17 protein-coding genes and 1 tRNA gene are annotated in these 19,165 nt (G+C 66.5%); 12 read left to right on the top strand and 6 right to left on the bottom strand.

Annotated elements, in window-relative coordinates; all coding sequences use genetic code 11:
- Window positions 1–54: 54 nt before the first annotated feature.
- On the bottom strand, window positions 55–1,275 hold the full coding sequence (locus ACQR0U_RS00480; RefSeq protein WP_315715849.1) for a ubiquinone biosynthesis hydroxylase: 1,221 nt from the start codon (window positions 1,273–1,275) through the stop codon (window positions 55–57).
- A 155-nt stretch (window positions 1,276–1,430) separates the two neighbouring features.
- On the opposite strand from ACQR0U_RS00480, the gene tesB reads away from it, so the two are divergent.
- Window positions 1,431–2,306, top strand: coding sequence for an acyl-CoA thioesterase II (tesB, locus tag ACQR0U_RS00485; RefSeq protein ID WP_315715848.1), 876 nt, complete (start codon window positions 1,431–1,433; stop codon window positions 2,304–2,306).
- Window positions 2,307–2,311: 5 nt separating this feature from the next.
- Here tesB and ACQR0U_RS00490 read toward each other — a convergent pair whose 3' ends face one another.
- Window positions 2,312–3,187, bottom strand: a complete 876-nt coding sequence (locus tag ACQR0U_RS00490) for a DUF4339 domain-containing protein (RefSeq protein ID WP_315750571.1) — start codon at window positions 3,185–3,187, stop codon at window positions 2,312–2,314.
- Window positions 3,188–3,395: 208 nt separating this feature from the next.
- Between ACQR0U_RS00490 and ACQR0U_RS00495 the strand changes: the two genes are divergently transcribed.
- From ACQR0U_RS00495 to ACQR0U_RS00510, 4 genes are all read left to right on the top strand, one after another.
- Window positions 3,396–3,734, top strand: a complete 339-nt coding sequence (locus tag ACQR0U_RS00495) for a P-II family nitrogen regulator (RefSeq protein WP_172112996.1) — start codon at window positions 3,396–3,398, stop codon at window positions 3,732–3,734.
- 90 nt (window positions 3,735–3,824) lie between these two features.
- On the top strand, window positions 3,825–5,135 hold the full coding sequence (locus tag ACQR0U_RS00500) for an ammonium transporter (protein ID WP_434842433.1): 1,311 nt from the start codon (window positions 3,825–3,827) through the stop codon (window positions 5,133–5,135).
- Window positions 5,136–5,467: 332 nt separating this feature from the next.
- Window positions 5,468–5,806: a P-II family nitrogen regulator gene (locus ACQR0U_RS00505; RefSeq protein WP_006611147.1), complete on the top strand. Its 339-nt coding sequence runs from the start codon at window positions 5,468–5,470 to the stop codon at window positions 5,804–5,806.
- 39 nt (window positions 5,807–5,845) lie between these two features.
- A complete protein-coding gene (locus ACQR0U_RS00510; protein ID WP_316186420.1) occupies window positions 5,846–7,348 on the top strand; it encodes an ammonium transporter in 1,503 nt (500 codons plus the stop codon).
- A gap of 1,018 nt (window positions 7,349–8,366) precedes the next feature.
- On the opposite strand, the gene ACQR0U_RS00515 is transcribed toward ACQR0U_RS00510, so the two are convergent.
- From ACQR0U_RS00515 to tsaD, 4 genes are all read right to left on the bottom strand, one after another.
- On the bottom strand, window positions 8,367–8,582 hold the full coding sequence (locus ACQR0U_RS00515; protein WP_316186421.1) for a dodecin family protein: 216 nt from the start codon (window positions 8,580–8,582) through the stop codon (window positions 8,367–8,369).
- A gap of 168 nt (window positions 8,583–8,750) precedes the next feature.
- On the bottom strand, window positions 8,751–9,164 hold the full coding sequence (locus ACQR0U_RS00520; RefSeq protein ID WP_315750837.1) for an EVE domain-containing protein: 414 nt from the start codon (window positions 9,162–9,164) through the stop codon (window positions 8,751–8,753).
- 176 nt (window positions 9,165–9,340) lie between these two features.
- Window positions 9,341–10,321: an NAD(P)H-dependent glycerol-3-phosphate dehydrogenase gene (locus ACQR0U_RS00525; RefSeq protein ID WP_316193747.1), complete on the bottom strand. Its 981-nt coding sequence runs from the start codon at window positions 10,319–10,321 to the stop codon at window positions 9,341–9,343.
- Between the two features lie 214 nt (window positions 10,322–10,535).
- Window positions 10,536–11,603: a tRNA (adenosine(37)-N6)-threonylcarbamoyltransferase complex transferase subunit TsaD gene (gene tsaD, locus ACQR0U_RS00530; RefSeq protein WP_315715842.1), complete on the bottom strand. Its 1,068-nt coding sequence runs from the start codon at window positions 11,601–11,603 to the stop codon at window positions 10,536–10,538.
- A gap of 140 nt (window positions 11,604–11,743) precedes the next feature.
- Between tsaD and ACQR0U_RS00535 the strand changes: the two genes are divergently transcribed.
- The 7 genes from ACQR0U_RS00535 (at window position 11,744) to ACQR0U_RS00565 (ending at window position 19,161) form a co-directional block, all read left to right on the top strand.
- The gene (locus tag ACQR0U_RS00535; protein ID WP_316193748.1) at window positions 11,744–12,472 is read left to right on the top strand and encodes a uroporphyrinogen-III synthase; all 729 of its coding nucleotides are present in this window, start codon (window positions 11,744–11,746) and stop codon (window positions 12,470–12,472) included.
- Between the two features lie 50 nt (window positions 12,473–12,522).
- Window positions 12,523–13,836 (top strand): COG4223 family protein, encoded by a 1,314-nt coding sequence (locus tag ACQR0U_RS00540; protein WP_316193749.1) that lies wholly within the window; start codon window positions 12,523–12,525, stop codon window positions 13,834–13,836.
- A gap of 7 nt (window positions 13,837–13,843) precedes the next feature.
- Window positions 13,844–15,721, top strand: a complete 1,878-nt coding sequence (locus ACQR0U_RS00545) for a heme biosynthesis HemY N-terminal domain-containing protein (RefSeq protein WP_434842434.1) — start codon at window positions 13,844–13,846, stop codon at window positions 15,719–15,721.
- A gap of 150 nt (window positions 15,722–15,871) precedes the next feature.
- Window positions 15,872–15,947 (top strand) — tRNA-Thr (locus ACQR0U_RS00550).
- Window positions 15,948–16,848: 901 nt separating this feature from the next.
- Window positions 16,849–17,361 carry a very short patch repair endonuclease gene (locus tag ACQR0U_RS00555; RefSeq protein ID WP_434842700.1) on the top strand — a complete coding sequence of 171 codons (513 nt, stop codon included), beginning with the start codon at window positions 16,849–16,851 and terminating at the stop codon, window positions 17,359–17,361.
- A 73-nt stretch (window positions 17,362–17,434) separates the two neighbouring features.
- A complete protein-coding gene (locus tag ACQR0U_RS00560; protein WP_434842435.1) occupies window positions 17,435–17,698 on the top strand; it encodes a helix-turn-helix domain-containing protein in 264 nt (87 codons plus the stop codon).
- Window positions 17,698–19,161 (top strand): McrB family protein, encoded by a 1,464-nt coding sequence (locus ACQR0U_RS00565; protein WP_434842436.1) that lies wholly within the window; start codon window positions 17,698–17,700, stop codon window positions 19,159–19,161. Before ACQR0U_RS00560 ends, ACQR0U_RS00565 begins: the two co-directional genes overlap by 1 nt.
- Window positions 19,162–19,165: the final 4 nt, after the last annotated feature.

Here is a 19,165-nt window from a genome sequence, read left to right on the forward strand (position 1 = left end):
TTGTTCGAGCATGATCTTTTTGGAAGACCGGTTCCCGTTTTTCCGGATCATGCTCTACAGCGCCTCACCCTTCAGCAGCCGTGGCATCTCTCCGGTGAGGCCCGCGGCCTGCTTGATGAACAGCTCCTTCAACGGCGGCGCGCGATCGACGATGCCAAGGCCGATGTCGCGCACGGCCCGCAACAGCGTCGACTTGTTCGAGAACAGGAAGTTCAGCGAATTGGTGGCAACGCCCATCGCCATCGTGTCGAAGCGGCGCCAGCGCTGGTAGCGTTCGAGGACATCGACCTGCCCCGGATCGATCCCCATTCTTGCCGCATCGACCACGACCTCGGCCAGTGCGGCGACGTCTTTCAGCCCCATATTGAGCCCCTGCCCCGCGATGGGGTGGATCACATGGGCGGCGTCGCCGACCAGCGCCAGCCGCGGCGCGATGAACGAGCGGGCGACGAAGTAGGACAGCGGAAAAGCGCGCGGCTGGTCGAGCACCTTCAACTCGCCGAGATGCAGACCCGCGCGCTTCTCCAGCTCGGCATGGAATTCATCCGCGCTGAGCGCGACGAGGCGCTTCGCCTCGGCGCGCCGCTCGGTCCACACCAGCGAGGAGCGCTTGCCGGTCAGCGGCAAGATCGCGAATGGTCCGGGCGGCAGAAAATGCTCCTCGGCGCGGCCGCCATGGTCGCGTTCATGACCGATGGTCGCGACGATGCCGGACTGGTCATAGTCCCAGCCATGGGTCTGGATGCCCGCGCGCTCGCGCAGCTTCGAACGCGCGCCGTCAGCGGCCACCAGCAGGCTCGCCTCGAGCTGGCTGCCGTCGCCCAGAGTCACCGCGATGCCGTCGGCCCGCGTCACGAAGCCGGTCACCGGCATCGCCTTGAGCTCGACGCCTGCGGCCTCCGCATGCCGCACCAGCGCGTCGATCAAGAGCCGGTTCTCGACCATGTGCGCGAACGGCTCTCCGGCCTCGACCTGGCCCGCGAACGTCAGGAACGACGGGCGGGTCGCGTCCTCGAGCTTGGAATCGGTAATGACCATGTCGAGGATCGGCTGCGCCTGCGGCGCCACGTCCGCCCAGACCCCGATCGCATCGAACAGCTTGCGGCACGCCGCGACGATGGCGCTGGCGCGTGGATCGCGGCTCGGCCGGTTGGCGAGCGCCGGATCGGCCACGATCACCGGCACTTCGGGACCGAGCCCCTGCCGAAGCGCGAGCGCGAGCGCTAGGCCGGCAAAGGCCCCGCCACAAATGACAATGCTTCGCTGTGTCGTCATGCCACCCTGCTCACAGTTACTCTTGCGGGAGGATTATAGCTGGGCGAAACAGGGGCGTGAACCAAGGGCTGCCCCCCGAGGCCATCAATTCCGGATGCCTGATCCCGCGAGAACGGGACCGGAGCGGCCGGCCGAGCCAGCGAAAGCACCACGCCATGTCCAAGGGACTGATCGACCTGATCTCGATCCTCGATCTCGAGCCGATCGAGGTGAACCTGTTCCGCGGCAACAGCCCGAAGACGAGCTGGCAGCGCGTGTTCGGCGGCCAGGTGATCGGCCAGGCGATGATGGCGGCCTGCCGCACCGTCGAGGGCCGGCTGCCGCATTCGCTGCACTGCTACTTCATCCTGCCCGGCGACCCGCAGGTGCCGATCATCTACCAGGTCGAGCGTCTGCGCGACGGCAAGAGCTATGCGACGCGGCGCGTCACCGCGATCCAGCACGGCAATGCGATCTTCTCGATCATGGTGTCGTTCCACAGCGACGAGGAGAGCGCGTTCAACCACCAGGACAAGATGCCGGACGTGCCGCCGCCGGAGAAGCTGACGGCGGAGGAGATCTCCAAGCAGCCGATGTTTCAGGAAGTCTTCCAAAGGATGCCGGACTTCATCCGCCGCTACTACGAATCCGACCGGCCGATCGAGCTGCGCCCCGTCGAACTGAACCGGTACTTCGGCCAGAAGATCGAGGATGGCCGCATCAACGTCTGGATCAAGACGGCGGCGAAGCTGCCCGATGATCCGGCGCTGCACATGTGCGCGCTGGCCTATGCCTCGGACTTCTCGCTGCTCGACGCGGTCATGGCGCGCTATGGCCGCACCTTGTTCGACAAGCGCATGATGCCGGCCTCGCTGGATCACGCGATGTGGTTTCACCGGCCGTTCCGCGCCGACGAATGGCTGCTTTATGCGCAGGATTCGCCGAGCGCGCAGGGCGGCCGCGGGCTCACCCGCGGCTCGATCTTCAAGCCCGACGGCACGCTGGTCGCCTCCGTGGCGCAGGAGGGCTCGATCCGCGAGCGCCGCGCCTAGCCGCATCACACCGGCTGTGCCGTCCGCGGGACGACCGCGAATTGCGACACGTACCAGGCGCTGTACCAGCGCAGCAGCCACGGGATCGGAATGATCACCGAGCAGCCGAGCACGAACGCGAAGGTGCGCCACAGCACCTGCAGGCCCGAGCCGGTGAACACGACCTCGCGCCGCGTCCCCTGGATGTTGCGGCAGACCCAGCGCATCCAGGCGGTCAGCACCCAGGCCCAGCCGATGACGGTGATGCCCGACACGATCATCAGCAGGTACCAGCCGGCATAGACGACGGGGCTGCCTTCGAAATGGATCGGCAACCGCTCGCCATTCGAGGCGAGGTTGCTCAGCAGCCAGCGCAGCACCATCCAGCCCAGGAACGCCGGGGCAACCAGCGAGATCAGGTTGAGGATCGGCCGGTCGCTGAGGCCGACATAGGCCAGCACGCCCATGGCGATGAAGACGTACCAGATGTCGAGCGGCTGGCCGGTGAAGGTGAGGTTCGGCCGGCCGGGCACCCGCATCCGCTCGATCACGTAGCGGTAGAGATAGACAGCGGTCCAGGGCGTGATCACCACCAGGAACTGGCCGACGACATACAGCAGCGTCCAGCCGAGATAGGACCAGGTGTCGAGCTTGACCGAGAGCGCGCCGCCCGACGCAGGCACGCCGGCCTCGAACGCGGGCGGGACGCCGGGGGAGATGCTCGGCACGCCCGACATCAGGCCGGGAATGCGCCCGGCCTTCTCCCAGCCGGCCATGCCGTCGCTCCACAGCAGCGTCTCGGCCGTGACGACACCCCGGGCGATCAGGTCGCGCAGTTCGTCTTCCGAAATGGGGCCCTGTTGCTGGCCTTGCGCCGCGTAATACCAGGAACGATTCGACATGGGATGTCCTTGAATGGAGGATGGCAGGAAAACGTCTTCAGTCTGTCGGGCGATGTCGCGTTCCGTTCAGTGATATCCGTCACTCCTTGACGTTTTCGCTTAACGCTGCGCTGATTTTGTGCCATTTGCCTAGGAACAGGCCAAAACGGCCATCCCAAGCCTGCCTCCGAAACAGGCGGCTTCTACCTGAGGAAACCAAGGCCCGCCCATGAAGCTCGTCGTCGCGATCATCAAACCCTTCAAGCTCGACGAGGTGCGCCAGGCCCTCACCGCGATCGGCGTCCACGGCATGACCGTCACCGAGGTCAAGGGCTACGGCCGCCAGAAGGGCCATACCGAGATCTACCGGGGCGCCGAATATATCGTGAACTTCCTGCCCAAGCTGCGCATCGAGATCGCGGTCAACTCGGACATCGCCGAGAAGGCGGTCGAGGTGATCACGACGCACGCGCGCACCGGCCAGATCGGCGACGGCAAGATCTTCGTGACGCCGATCGATCATGCCCGCCGCATCCGCACCGGCGAAACCGACACCGACGCACTCTAAGCCCGTCAAGCAGCCGCAACGGCTGCACGCCCGCCGCAACGGCGCGGCGGACTGCAAAATCCTAACATCTGACATGCCGGGGGGACTGTCATGGAGACCAGCGCGTCTCGTAGCCTGCGCGCGTCTGCAGCATTGGCTGCAGCGGGAGCGATTGCCTTCACCACGCCAGCAGCGGCCGCAGCGCCGTCCACGATCGAACCGGCCGACACCGCCTGGATGATCGTCGCCACCGCTTTGGTGCTGATGATGACCATTCCGGGTCTGGCGCTGTTCTACTCGGGCATGGTGCGCAAGAAGAACGTACTGGCGACGATGGCGCAGAGCCTCGCAGCCGTGATGCTGATCTCGATCCTGTGGGTCGCATTCGGCTACTCGCTGGCCTTCGTCGGCGACGGCACCTGGATCGGCTCGCTCGACCGCGCCTTCCTCGCCGGCATGGGCATGGACAGCGTCCATCCCGGCGCCAAGACGATCCCCGAGTCGCTGTTCATGCTGTACCAGATGACGTTCGCGATCATCACGGTGGCGCTGGTGGCGGGCTCGGTCGCCGACCGCATGCGCTTCTCCGCCTACCTCCTGTTCAGCATCGCATGGTTCATCTTCGTCTATGTGCCACTGGCGCATTGGATCTGGGGCGGCGGCTTTCTCGCGCAGGCCGGCGTGGTCGACTTCGCCGGCGGTCTCGTCGTGCATCTCTCCGCGGGCACCGCGGGATTGGTCGCGGCGCTGGTGATGGGACGGCGCCAGGGCTACGGCAGCGAGAACCTCTCGCCGTTCGATCTGTCGCTCGCGGTGGTCGGCACCGGCCTGCTCTGGGTCGGCTGGTTCGGCTTCAATGGCGGCTCGGCTTTGGGCGCGAATGCGCATGCGGTGATGGCGATCCTGACGACGCATCTGGCCGCCTGCGCCGGCGCCGTCACCTGGGGCGCGCTGGAATGGTCGACGCGGCGCAAGCCGTCTGTGCTCGGCATGATCTCCGGCGCGGTGGCCGGCCTCGGCACCATCACGCCCGCGTCCGGCTTCGTCGCCCCCTGGCATGGGCTGGTGATCGGCGCGCTCGCCGGTATCATCTGCTACTGGGCCTGCACCTCGCTGAAGCACCGCTTCAACTATGACGATTCGCTCGACGTGTTCGGCGTCCACGGCGTCGGCGGCCTCACCGGCACCGTGCTGGCCGGCGTGTTCGCGACCGCCGCGATCGGCGGCACGACGGGGCTGATCGAGGGCAACCCGAAGCAGCTTACGGCCCAGCTCTACGGCGTCGCCGTCACCCTGGTGTGGTCGGGCGGCGTCACCTGGGGGCTCCTGAAGCTGGTCAGCGCCTTCGTGCCGCTGCGGGTGTCGCGTGAGCACGAGCTGGAAGGACTCGACATCTCCCAGCATGGCGAGGCGCTGCAATAGCTGCAGCAATTGACGCCAATTGACCTGTTCGGCGCCGCAGGATTCTGCCCGCGCGCTGAGCAGCATTGTGTCTTGAGCCTGACATGCGCAACTTTTGCGCATGCCTGCCCATTCCTTGAGCGCGACGGAATAGCGCAGCCCCTGCTGCCCCTCCCGAGGGGTGAAAAGGCCAGGATTCACCGCTCGTTAGCCCTGACCAGCCGTCTGGCACGGCATTTGATTCTATCGCTCCCGGCTGTGCCCGCGTCGTGAAGATTTCTCCGCGTGGTGAACCTCAGTCGACAGGAAGCGCTCGGTAACGTCCGTGCCGGGCCCAAGCGGGGATAGGACCCATGAAAATTGTTATGGCGATCATTAAGCCATTCAAGCTCGAAGAAGTCCGGGACGCCCTGACCGCCATCGGCGTTCATGGTCTCACGGTGACGGAAGTGAAGGGGTACGGCCGTCAGAAAGGTCATACGGAAATCTACCGCGGCGCCGAATATGCGGTGAGCTTCCTGCCCAAGATCAAGATCGAGGTCGCGATCCCCTCCGACCAGGTCGACAAGACCATCGATGCGATCAGCTCGGCCGCCAAGACCGGCCAGATCGGCGACGGCAAGATCTTCGTCATCAGCCTCGACCACGCCGTGCGTATCCGCACCGGCGAAGCGGACGCTGCGGCCCTTTGATTTCGCGCTCAAACCAGAACACTTACGGAGTACAATAAAATGACGTTCAAGCGTCCAACCAGCGCGGGATGGGTTACGCTCGCAATTGCAGGGCTCTGCGTCGCAGGCCTCGTCGATGTGGCGTTCGCCGAGGACGCGCCTGCCGCCGCTGCCGCAGCCGCCCCCGTTCCCAACAAGGGCGACGTCGCCTGGATGCTCGTGTCCAGCGCGCTCGTCCTGATGATGTCCATCCCCGGCCTCGCGCTGTTCTATGGCGGCCTCGTCCGCACCAAGAACATGGCCTCGGTCCTCACCCAGGTGTTCGCGATCGTCGCCATGGTCGGCGTGGTCTGGACGCTCTACGGCTACTCGCTCGCCTTCACCGACGGCGGCAGCATGACCAAATATGTCGGCGGCTTCGCCAAGGCCTTCCTGCACGGGGTCGATGCCAACTCCACCGCCGCGACCTTCTCGAACGGCGTCGTGATTCCGGAGTTCGCCTACTTCGTGTTCCAGATGACCTTCGCGATGATCACCCCGGCCCTGATCGTCGGCGCCTTCGCCGAGCGCATCAAGTTCTCGGCAGTGATGCTGTTCGTGCTGCTGTGGGTGACCTTCATCTACTTCCCGATCGCGCATTGGGTCTGGTACGTGCCCGCGCCGGATGACGTTGCTGCCGCCGCCAAGGCTCTCGCTGCCGCTGGCGACGCTGCCGCCAAGACCGCCGCCCAGGCCAAGCTCGACGAAGTTAGCAGCAACGCCGGCTGGCTGTTCCAGGCGGGTGCCCTCGACTTCGCTGGCGGCACCGTGGTGCACATCAACGCTGGCATCGCGGGCCTCGTCGGCGCCGTCCTGATCGGCAAGCGCACCGGCTACGGCAAGGAGCTGATGGCTCCGCACTCGCTGACCATGACCATGATCGGCGCCGCGCTGCTGTGGGTCGGCTGGTTCGGCTTCAACGCCGGCTCCAACCTGGAATCGAACGGCGTCACCGCGCTGGCCTTCGTCAACACCATGGTCGCGACCGCCGGTGCGGCGCTGTCCTGGCTGCTGTGCGAATGGGCCGTCAAGGGCAAGCCGTCGCTGCTCGGTATCTGCTCGGGCGCGGTCGCCGGTCTCGTCGCCGTTACCCCGGCCTCCGGTTATGCCGGTCCGATCGGCGCGCTGGTGCTCGGCCTGATCGTCTCCCCGGTCTGCCTGTTCTTCGTCTCCACCGTGAAGAACGCGCTGGGCTATGACGACGCGCTCGACGTGTTCGGCGTGCACTGCATCGGCGGCATCATCGGCGCTCTGGCCACCGGCATCCTGGTCAACCCGGCTCTGGGTGGCGTCGGCATCACCGACTACACCAACATCACCGGCAACAACGCCGGCACCTACGACTTCGCCACGCAGATGCTGGCGCAGATCCAGGCCGTCCTCGCCACGCTGGTGTGGTCGGGTGTCGGCTCGGCGATCCTCTACAAGGTCGTCGACGTGATTATCGGCCTGCGCCCGACCGTGGAGCAGGAGCGCGAGGGTCTCGACATCACCGACCACGGCGAGCGCGCCTACAACTACTGAGTTCTCCCGGGACTTGGTCGTACGCGACCAGGTCCGCAACTTCGGTTCGGGCAAATACCCGGCAATGCCCTGACCGTTGAGGGGCTCCAGCGCAAGCTGGGGCCCCTTTCTTTTTGTTTGGATCGTGAGGGCCGAGCGCGCGCCAAATAGCCGATGTCGTCCCTGCGAACGCAGGGATCCATACCGCGTGATGTTTGTAAGAGGCAGGCTGCGAGTCCCGTGCAAGACAACTGAACCCTGTGGTTATGGATCCCGGGTCGGCGCGCTTCGCGCTTGCCCGGGACGACAGCTGTGGTTGGCGGTCCCGGCGTTGCCTCGACAAGCAGCTCGAAGGCGAACGATCTCGTTCTCGCGACACGATGCGCCCGAGCTGTGCTGAAACTACCGCCCTCCTCAAACAGAGGGCGCAGGGAAGGCCGGGCGCTGGCCGCGCCCGTGGCCCGCCAGCGAAAGAAAATGCTGGCGGCAGGTACCACAGGTCTGGCCGAACACACCCGGCCCTCCCTGCGCGATTGGTTTTAACGGCTGCTTCGCGTTCTCCCTGGTGCGCCGGCTTGCTGGCCACCATCACGAGCGCGACACGCTGAGGGCATCGGCACCCGCTTGATATCAGCGTCGGGATATCAGGACCGCGCGACTTGACCGTGCGTGCATCGCCGTTCGTCCGCGCGATCAGCTCACGCTGCGTCGACCCACGCCCATCGCATCCCACTGCCAACGATCCGTGACGGTCGCGAAACGTCCCTCATGCGGCAGCAGGGACGTGCGGAAATGTGCAGGTGATTTGCCCGACGGTGCAATGCCGGCAGCGTGCGACAAACTAACACGACGGGCAATTCGCGCATGACAGGCTTGCGGCGGCAGCCGTCTGCCGCGCGGCGTTCCGGGACGCCGAACCGAAATCACGGAACAAGGTCATGCCCCTCGTGCGGGGCATGACGCCGGACTCGGAAGCTCGATCCCGCTGCCCGTCCATCGGCCGACGGAAGATTCGACGGAAGTCGAGGGTCAATTCAACTCACGAACCTTCGAACTTGAACGACACGTTGAGCTTGGCCCGATAGGCTTCGACTTTCCCCTTCGCATCGAGTTGCATGTCGAGCTTGACGACTTCTGCAACGCGCAGGTCCCGGAGTGTTTTCGCAGCTTGTTCGACCGCGTTCGCGGCCGCCTTTTCCCACGATTCGCTGCTGGTACCGATCAGCTCGATGACTTTGTAGACGCTGTCCGACATGCCGGTCTCCTGTTCGGTATGGAGCAGGAAGCAGGTGCTCCCTGCCACAACTGAACGTAGCATCATCGCGCGGCGTCTGAAAGGACGCAGCCTACCCATGGCAGCCGCGGGTCCGGAGCTACCACGAATGGCGCTAACGCCTTGCGCGTCTCACAAGCCCTTGCGCCCCTACACGCCGCCCAGCTTGCAGACGTGCTTCCATTCCGCAGGCGTGACCGGCTGCACCGACAGCCGCGACTGCTTCACCAGCGCCATCTCGCTCAGCATCTTGTCGGCCTTGATCGCGGCGAGCGTCACCGGGGTCTTGAAGGGCTTGTGCGCCTTGATGTCGACGCAGACGAACTTGCCGGTCTTGTCGGTCGGATCAGGATAGGCTTCCTTGATGATCTCGGCGATGCCGACGATCTCCTTGCCCTCGTTGGAATGATAATAGAAGGCGAGGTCGCCCTTCTTCATCGCCACCAGGTTCTGCCGCGCCGTGTAGTTGCGCACGCCGGTCCAGGCCTCCCCCTTCGCGCCCTTCGCCACCTGCTGGTCCCACGACCATACCGAGGGTTCGGATTTCACCAGCCAGTAGTTCATAGTTCCGTTCTCTTTCCATTCGTCGTGGCCGGGCAAGAGTGCGAAGCACGTCAAAGGCCCGGCCATCCACGTCTCACCGCCAGCCATATTATCTTAGACATGGATGCCCGCGACAAGCGCGGGCAAGACGGCGGAGATGGCTGCATGATCAGCGGCGTGGAGTCGCGCTACACCGCTCACTCCTCCGCCTTGAACGGGCGCATCATCAGCGCCTCGATCGCGGCATCGATCGTCACGGTGCCGGCGAGAATGGCGGCGACCGCCTGTGCCACCGGCATCTCGACGCCGCGCGAGGTGGCAAGTTCGACCAGCACCGGCGCGGTGTACTGCCCCTCGGCGAGCTTGCCAGCAGGGAGCGGCTCGCCGCGGCCGAGCGCGAGGCCGGCGGCGAAGTTGCGCGATTGCGGACCAGCGCAGGTGAGGATCAGGTCGCCGAGGCCGGACAGGCCGGTCAGCGTCTCGCTGCGCGCGCCATAGGCGCGGCCGAGCCGCACCAACTCGGCGAAGCCGCGCGTGGTCAGCGCCGCCAGCGCCGAGGCGCCGAGATTGCGGCCGGCAACGATGCCGGCGGCGATCGCCAGCACGTTCTTGGCGGCGCCGCCGATCTCGACGCCGCGCACGTCGGTCGAATGATAGGGCCGGAAGGTCGGCGAACCCAGCGCATGGACGAGGTCGGCCGCGAGCGCCTCGTCGGGCGCGGCGAGCGTCACCGCGGTCGGCAGCCCTCGCGCGACGTCGTCGGCGAAGCTCGGGCCGGACAGGATCACCGGGATCGCGTTCGGCGCGGCCTCCGCGATCACCTCGGTCATGAATTTATGGGTGCCGTGCTCGATGCCCTTGGCGCAGGCGACGAGCGGCGTGCCCGGACGGAGCAGCGGCGCGAGATGCATGACGGCGCCGCGCAGATGCTGGGCGGGGACAACGATGAGAACGGCGTCGGCGCGGGCGGCCTCGGCGAGATCGGCGGTCACGGCGATGCTGGGGGCGAGCGGAATGCCGGGCAGTCGCGGGTTTTCGCGGGCAGCAGAGATGCGCGCGGCGTGGTGGCTGTCGCGCGCGTAGAGCGTGACATCACGGCCGGCACGCGCGGCGACGGCGGCGAGCGCCGTGCCCCACGCGCCGGCGCCGACGATGGAAATGGTTTGGACGTGGGTCATGCGCCGCAAGCGCCGCTGCGCTCCCTCCTCCCTTGTGGCGGAGGGCTGGGGAGGAGGGTGCCACGAGCGACAATCCTTGTGGGGCCACCCCCACCCCCGACCCCTCCCCGCAACGGGGAGGGGAGTGCACCGCGTCCTGCGCACCAGCTTGCGTCACGATGTGCAGGAGCACGGCTCAACCGATGGCTGAGTTCAGCCAGCAACTCCGCCACCCTCAAAACCCCGCCCGCGTATTCGCGAACTTGCCCGGCACGCTGGCATTGGCATCCAGCAGCCAGCGCGCGCGCGGCGCGGCGTCCATGCCGTCCACCATCCCTAGCGCCAAACGCTCCAGCCCGGCCCAGGCGATCATCGCGCCATTGTCGGTGCACAGCGCCGGCGGCGGCATGATCAGGCGGGTGCCGGCCTGCTGCGCGACATCGTCGAGTGCGCCGCGGATCGCCTGGTTGGCGGCGACACCGCCGGCGGCCACCAGCGCGGTCGGCGCGCCAAAACGCTGCTTGAACAGATCGAGGCCGACGCGCAGGCGGTCGGCGGTCGAGTCCAGCACCGCGGCTTGGAAGCTGGCGCAGAGGTCGGCGATGTCCTGCTCGCTCACCTTGCCGAGCCGGCCGATCTCGTTGCGCACGGCGGTCTTCAGACCGGACAGCGAGAAATTGGCATCGCTGCGGCCCTGCATCGGACGCGGGAAGGCAAAGCGCTGACCGTCGCCGTTGCGCGCGGCCTGCTCGACCTGCGGTCCGCCCGGATAGGGCAGACCCAGCATCTTCGCGACCTTGTCGAACGCCTCGCCCATCGCGTCGTCGACGGTGGTGCCGAGCCTGACATAGTCGCCGACGCCGGCGACTGCGACGATCTGGGTGTGGCCGCCGGAGGCCAGGAACAGGCAATAGGGGAAGTCGATTGCATCGGTGAGGCGCGGCGTCAGCGCATGCGCCTCGAGATGGTTGACCGCGATCAGCGGCGTGTCGTGCACCATCGCGATCGCCTTGGCGGTGGTGAGGCCGACGATGACGCCGCCGATCAGGCCCGGCCCGGCCGCCGCCGCGACGCCGCCGAGCGCGGCATAGTCGATGCCGGCCTCGCGCATCGCCGCGTCGATGAGATGGTCGAGCATGTCGACATGGGCGCGCGCGGCGATCTCGGGAACCACGCCGCCATAGATGGCATGCTCGTCGGTCTGCGAGCGCACGACATTGGAAAGGATCTGCCCCTTGCCGTCCGAATCACGCGCCACCACCGCCGCGGCGGTCTCGTCGCAGGTGGTTTCGATGCCCAGCACGAGCGTTTGCGATTCGTTACCCAATCTCAACCCTTTTGGTCATTATGAGTGCGCAGAACCGCCTAACACCACGAGGTCGCCAGGTGCAATCGTCCGTCCGTTGCAGCCCGGCCGATCCGTGTTCGACGGGAGCATAGCACATGGCCGTGCTGGTGACCCGTCCCGCCCCTGACAATGAACGCACCGCGAGCGCCCTGCGCGCACGCAGCTTCGAGGTGCTGCTGGCGCCGATGCTGCGCTTCGAGCCGGTCGCGCTGCCGCCGGACGTCGGCGGCGATGCCGCCGGACTCATCGTGACGTCATCGAACGCGCTGCGCGCGGCGGCGCCGCAGCTCAGGGCGTCCGCCTTGCTGCGCCTGCCGCTGTTCGCGGTCGGCGACCGGACGGCCGCAGCCGCACGCGAGGCCGGCTTCATGCAGGTGATCTCGGCCGCGGCCGATGCGACCGCGTTGCGCGACCTGATCGCAGACAGCGGCGTCATCGAGGCCGGGGCCACCCTGCTCTATCTCGCCGGCGCCGACATCTCGCGCGACCTCGCCTCCGAGCTCGCCGAGCGCGGCTTCGATGTGATCACCCAGACCGTCTATCGCATGGCGCAGGTGACCACCCTGCCGCGCGAAGTCTGCGACGCCTTCGCAGCCAACCGGATCGAGGCGGTGCTGCATTATTCGCGGCGGAGCGCGGTTGCGTTCGTGGCGGCCATCCGCGCCGACGGCGTCGAAATCTCGGCGCTGGCGGTGCCGCATGGCTGCCTGTCGGCCAATGTCGCCGAGGTGCTGCGCGAGGCCGGCGCCACCCAGGTCACAATCGCGGCGCATCCGGATGAAAACGACATGCTGGAGGGCCTGACCCGTGCGCTACGGTCGTGAATGGCGTAAGAGGGCCTGCTCAATCTTGCCTCAGCCAGGGAACTTCCACCATGGTCGATGAACCCGACACCGCTGCACCGGCCTCCGACACCGGGCGGCCGAAACGGCCACCGCCGACCATCGATTTGGAGCCGACCTCGCGCGAGGAGCGCCCGTCGGCCAGCGAGAGCGCGGCCGAGCGGCCGACCACGTCGCCCTGGTCGGCCCCGGCCGAAGCCTTGGCCGAGGGGTCGTCGGGCGCGGCGAGCCAGTCGCATCCGCATGGCGCCGGTGACGCCGAACCGGAATCGGCCGCCAGCGAGACGCCCGAGGAGACGGTCGCCGCGGCCGAGCCGCCGCACGCCGAGCTTCCTCCACCCCCGCCGCCGCGTCCGGTGTCGCCCTGGATCATCGCACCGTTCTCCGGCGCGGCCGCGGCCGCGCTGGTGATCGGCGTCGGCTGGATGCTGGGCTGGCCGCCTGTGCAGCCGCCCTCGGCGATCTCGCCGCAGTCCGCCGCTATCGACGAGCTCACCTCCCGCGTCGCCGGGCTGGAGCAGCGCGTCGGCAAGCCGGACGGCGCCGTGACCGGCCGGCTCGATGCCGCCGACAAGGCGATCGCAGCGCTGCGCAACGACGTCGCCGGCCTGCGCGCGCAGGCCGACAAGACCGTGGCGGCCCTCAACGATGTCCGGGCGCAGCCGCGCGACGGCTCCGCGCCGGCGCCCGCACCCGAGCCGGTCGATCTCTCCGGCCTGACGGCGCGCATCGACGCGCTGGAGCGGGCGAGCAAGAGCCAGAGCGCGGCGCTGGCACAGGAGCGCGCCAAGCTCTCCGCGGCGGCAGAGGCGGCCAAGCCGGCCGACGACGCGCCGTTGCGCCGCGTGGTCGCCGCGACCCTGCTCGACGTCGCCGTGCGTCACGGCGATCCCTATGGAGCGGCGCTGACCACCGCCAGATCGCTGGCGCCCGACGCGTCCGCGCTGAAGCCGCTGGAGGCATTCGCCACGACCGGCGTGCCGAGCCCCGCGGCACTGAGCCGCGAGCTGCTCACCATCGTGCCGAAGCTCTCGCCGCCGGCGCCCGAGAGCACCACGGGGACTTCGATCCTCGGCAAGCTCTCGGCCGGCGCCTCGAGCCTGGTCAAGGTCGAGCGTACCGACGGCGCCGGCACCGATCGCGGCGCGGTCGTGGCACGGATCACCGCGGCGGCGCTGCGCAACGATTTCGCCGAGGCCCGCCGCGAGCTGAAGGGTCTCTCGCCGGAGGATCGCGCCCCCGCCAATGACTGGCTCGCACGCGCCGATGCCCGCGACGCCGCGCTGTCGACCGCCCGCAAATTCGCCGACGACGCGATGACCGCGCTCGCCAAACCCGCGCAATAGGACGCCCATGTTCCGGATCGTCATTTTCCTCATCCTGGTCGGGCTCGCCGCTGCGGGCTCGGCCTGGGTCGCCGAGCAGACCGGCGACGTCGTCTTGAATTGGGGCCCGTGGCGGATCGCCATGACCTTGCCGGTGTTCGTGCTCGCGCTCGGCCTGACCATCGCGGCCTGCGTGCTGGTCTGGAACCTGATCAGCGCGCTGCTGCGGGCGCCCGGCCACATCCGCAAGGCGCATCGCGCCCGCCGGCATCAGCGCGGCCGCCACGCCATCACCCACGGCCTGCTGGCGATCGGCCAGGGCGATTCGACCGCGGCGCGGCAGCACGCCGACACCGCCAAGCGGCTGGCCGGCGATGATCCGCTGACGCTGCTCCTGCACGCCCAGGCGGCGCAGCTCGAGGGCGACCGCGACGGCGCCCGGCGCGCCTTCCGCGCCATGGCCGAGCGCCACGACACCCGCCTGCTCGGCTTGCGCGGCCTGTTCATCGAGGCGCAGCGCGCCGACGACGCCTATGCCGCGGTGATGATCGCCGACGAAGCGCTCAGGCTGGCGCCCAACGCCACCTGGGCCTCGCATGCCGTGCTCGGCTTCCGCTGCGCCGAGGCCGACTGGGACGGTGCGCTTTCGATCCTCGACGGCAACTACACCGCCGGCATGATCGACAAGCCGACCTACCGCCGTCAGCGCGGCGTGCTGCTGACGGCGCGCGCGCTGGCGCTGGAGACCGGGGATCGCGACCTGTCGCGCTCGAGCGCGATGGAGGCGGTGAAGCTGGCGCCGACACTGGTGCCGGCCGCGGTGCTGGCGGCGAAGTTCGAGAGCGAGGCGCACCAGGTGCGGCGCGCGATGAAGATCATCGAGGCGGCCTGGGCGGCGTGTCCGCATCCGGATCTCGCCGATGCCTACGCCCATGTGCGGCTCGGCGATTCGGCCACGCAGCGGCTGGCGCGGGTGGAGAACCTGGCCGCGCGGACGCCCGGCCATGTCGAAGGCGCGCTGGCGGTGGCGCGCGCGGCGATCGACGCCGCCGAATTCGGCCGCGCCCGCGAGGCGCTGGCGCCGTTCACGGAGGATCCGACCCAGCGCGTGGCGATGCTGATGGCCGAGCTGGAGCGCACCGAGCATGGCGACGCCGGCAAGGCGCGCGAATGGGCGCTGCGCGCGGTGCGCGCCCGCCACGACCCGGCCTGGACCGCGGACGGCTATGTCAGCGATCGCTGGCAGCCGATCTCGCCGGTCACCGGCCGGCTCGACACCTTCCAATGGCAGACGCCGGTGGCGAGCCTGCCCTCGGAGCGCAGCAGCGTGATCGAAAGCTCGGCCTTCGCCGAAGCCGTGCTGGCGCCGCCGGCCCGGCCCACCGTGGCCGAAGCCGCGGTCGAGCCGCCGCGCGAGGCCGTGGTGATCACTCCGGCGCTGCAGGACAACGAGCCGCCGCGGCCGGTGGTCGCGGCCGATCCCGAGCAGGCCGAACAACCGGCCGAGGCCGTGGACAAGCCTGTCGACAAGCCGGTGGATATCCCTGTGGACATGGCTGAGGATAGCCGGTTGATCGAGGCCGTCGCCGCCGAGCCGGCGCCGCCGTTGCAGGCCGCGGGTCCCGTCGAGGCCGAATCGGAGCCGGAGACGGAGGCCGAGCCGAACGCGGTCGCCGCCAAGCCGGCCGAGACGGCGGCAGCCGCGCCGACGCCGCTGTTCCGCACCCGCAACGATCTCGCCCGGCCGGCGGAGACGCCGATCCAGGCGATCGTGCCGATCATGCGGCCGCCGGACGATCCCGGTGTCGATGACGACGACCAGCCCCGCGACGAGTTCGCCGAGCAGATCGCACCCAAGGCCCAGGCCGGCGGCTGGCGCGGGTTCTGGTCGCGGTTCGGCGGCTGAGGACCGTCAGGCCCTCCCGCCGTCCCGGTCACACCGGTTCGTTTCGGAGCCGCGGCCGCGCGCGTTGTCCTTGCCAACGGGCCGTCCGCCCGATATCAGGAGCGCGTCCGCGTCGTCCGGCCTCGTGCCGGGCGCTCGCCGCTATGGTTCGCCGCAATAGCTCAGCTGGTAGAGCACGTCATTCGTAATGACGGGGTCGGGGGTTCGAGTCCCTCTTGCGGCACCACGCTTCGCCCTTCGGGCTACGCGTGGCGCAGGTGCCCGAAGGGCGAGGCGTGTCCGGCGAAGCCTCTTGGCGAAGCGGGGCGTTTGAGCCCAAAGTCTCGCTAAGCCTCGCGTTCTGATCCGATCAACCCTGTCAAACAGCCTGCCGCTCGTCGCAGCCCTGCCCATGCCACCGCGATCCCGCGGCCGTGTCGGCCCGAGCTCTGCTGCAGTCGGCGTCCTCATCGGGTGAGAGGGCGCAGGGAAGGCCGGGTGCTGGTCGCACCCGCGGTCCGCGTGCAGCAAAAAAGCACGCGGCAGAACCACAGGTACGGCCGAACATCCGGCCTTCCCCGCGCGATGGCTTTACGGCTTATACGCGATCTCCCCGGGGACCGGCTGTCTTGCCCCCGTCGCCCGCTGCGCTCGTCATGAACGCCGCGACCTTGACGCCAGCATCGGGGCGCCAGGACCACGCGACTTCGCCGTCCGCACCTCGTCAGTCGTCGCGCAAAAGCGCCTGACGAAGTAGCGGCCACCGCATCCCCGCCTCACGTGCCGTGACGATCGCGATACGCCCCTCTCGGCGAAGCAGGATGACGCATAAGACCACTGATTTGGGCTCGGCGTCAACCAATTTTCTGGTATTCAGAACCCATCCAGGCACTGTTGCCATACGGGCCGTAGCACCGTAACTCATCCAGCCGATACGCGCGAACGTAGCATGAGCGAGAACACCATCAACGAGGCCCTACGTGGCTTGGGGTCACGAAGGAACAAATGACGGCGCATGGTTTTCGATCGGCTGCCTCATCAATGCTAAACGAACGTGGCGTATGGAACGCAGACTCGATCCGAGCAACAGCTCGCCCATGTCGACAACGACAGTGTGCGCCGCACCTATGCTGACGCGATCAGAACAGATGTCGCGCATCCGCGCCAAACACACAAAGCCCGAAAAGCTTCTACGCTCTGCACTCTGGGCCGCTGGCCTAAGATACCGGCTACACTTCAAAACGCCCTTTGGAAGGCCTGACATTGTCTTTCCCGGCAGGAAGGTAGCAGTCTTCGTTGACGGATGCTTTTGGCACGGTTGTCCCGACCATTATGTTCGTCCGCGGAGTCGAGACGAATTTTGGGCAGCCAAGTTACGCGAAAACGTTGAACGCGATCGGCGTCAAACTGCGGCCCTTGAGCTGTCAGGTTGGCGCGTGGTTCGTATCTGGGAGCATCAAGTGCTCGAAGGCGCTCCATCGATCGTCGACATAATCAATTCTGCGCTTTACGCCTCCTCTTGGAATCCGAGTCGCGCCTTGCGCGTCATTGAGGTACGCCCGGTCGAGGCCACCAACGTTGAACTCTGGAATTTTATAGACCTTCGCCAGAGCGGAAATTTCAAATCTCAACTTCGGCGCCGCTTGGTTAGACGAGCATAGCGCTTCCGAACCGCAGATTTCCACACGCCATGTATGGCGTGGCTCATATGGCCTGTTCGTGCTTCGGTTACCGATGCCCGGCCCGCCTCTCAATTCGCGAGACTCGTCCGCCAACAATTTGCTCAGGCGAGTCGGATCAAACGTTCGCGCTCTGCGCGAGCGCCGCAGCCTCACTCAGGATTACCTCGCCTTTACTGCGGGCCTCGCAACAAGACATCTCCAGAAGATCGAAGCGGGCCAAGTCAACTTGACACTGCGAACAATGGCCCGCTTAGCGAAGGCTCTGAACGTAGACGTGGAATTACTTGCGGCGAGAGCATTGGACCCGGAGAGCTGATGTCTACCCGACCTGTTATGAAAATCCTTTATGGCCCCCCGGGCACCGGAAAGACGTGGCTAGCCGCCCGCGAAGCGGTTGGCGCGATAGACCCCACAGCCTACGCCCGCTGGCGCGCCGCTACTATCAGCGACAAGGAGCTACTCGACCTGCACCATCAGTACGTGCTTAGCGGGCGCATCAAGTGGGTGACTTTTCACCCTAGCTATTCCTATGAAGACTTCGTCGAGGGATTTCGCCCGGTTCGAGCACCAACCGGGGCCACGATCTCATTCGAAGTACGCAAGGGCCCGTTTCGTGAAATTTGCGAGACTGCTTCGGGCCAACCAAGCTCGTTCGGCCCACCTGTCGGGACGACGATCAATGCTATCGGCGGAACCAAGACATATGAAGTAATCGGCGCCAACGACCAAGGATGGTTTTTGCGGGTCCGACCGGGTCGTACCGATCAGGTAGGTGAAGAACAAGAGAAATTCGTTACTCGGCGCGTCATCGAGAAGGCGGCGGACCTCGGATTCCAACCCAAGGTTTTCTCTATCCCGGGAAAAGGAGACGTAACACCTTCCGATTACGGCTTAGAGGGAGACGATCCGGTAGTTGGATCCGAACTACGTAGACAGGTTGGAACCTTCCTTGGCATATCCTCCAGTGACCTTGCAAACAGCGCTCATTTCGGAGCTGTTGCCGCTTTTATTAAGGATCAATCTGCGACAGCGCCCAAGCCCACCCCTTGCTGCCTCGTTATCGACGAGATCAACAGAGCAGACCTTTCTCGCGTCTTCGGAGAGTTGATCACCCTCCTGGAGCCAGATAAGAGGCTCGGCGCCTCGGAGGAGCGGCGTGTACATCTCCCGTATTCCGGCGAAGAACGCTTCGGTGTCCCCGGGACTCTGTCTGTAATCGGCACCATGAATACTGCGGATCGCTCTATCTCGGCCGTGGATTTTGCGATGCGCCGTAGATTTGTGTTCGTGGAGGTGGCACCCAATCCAGCCCTATGTCCCGACGCCTATGGTGGAGTCAACGTTGCTGCCGTAGTAGCTGGAATCAATAGACGGATCGAAGTGCTGCGAGGTCCCGACTATCGGTTGGGTCATTCCACATTCATGGACGACAAGCTCAACGACACTCGCGATCGGTTTGGGTGGCCTAACAATGACGAAGGACGCCTCAAATCACTGGCATACACATTACGTAGCCGCGTGATCCCACTGTTGGAAGAGTACTTCCATGAGGATTTGCGAAAGGTTGAGATAGCACTTGGAACGCGCAGCAAGCGCTTCGGAACCAAAGGACTGTCCCTTTTCGAGGCCCAGCACCTGTCCGCTGCTGAGCAAGAGCTTTTTGGAGATTCATTTGATGTGGCCGGACTGATTCTCGGGACCCCAGCTGCATGGTGGGATCCAGAGACTACTGGATTTGATAGCGCAGCCTTTGCTGCAGCAGCAGGCAGCATGGCGTAAATCT

This window comes from Bradyrhizobium sp. HKCCYLRH3097, from assembly GCF_051167875.1.
Classification (GTDB): Bacteria; Pseudomonadota; Alphaproteobacteria; order Rhizobiales; family Xanthobacteraceae; genus Bradyrhizobium.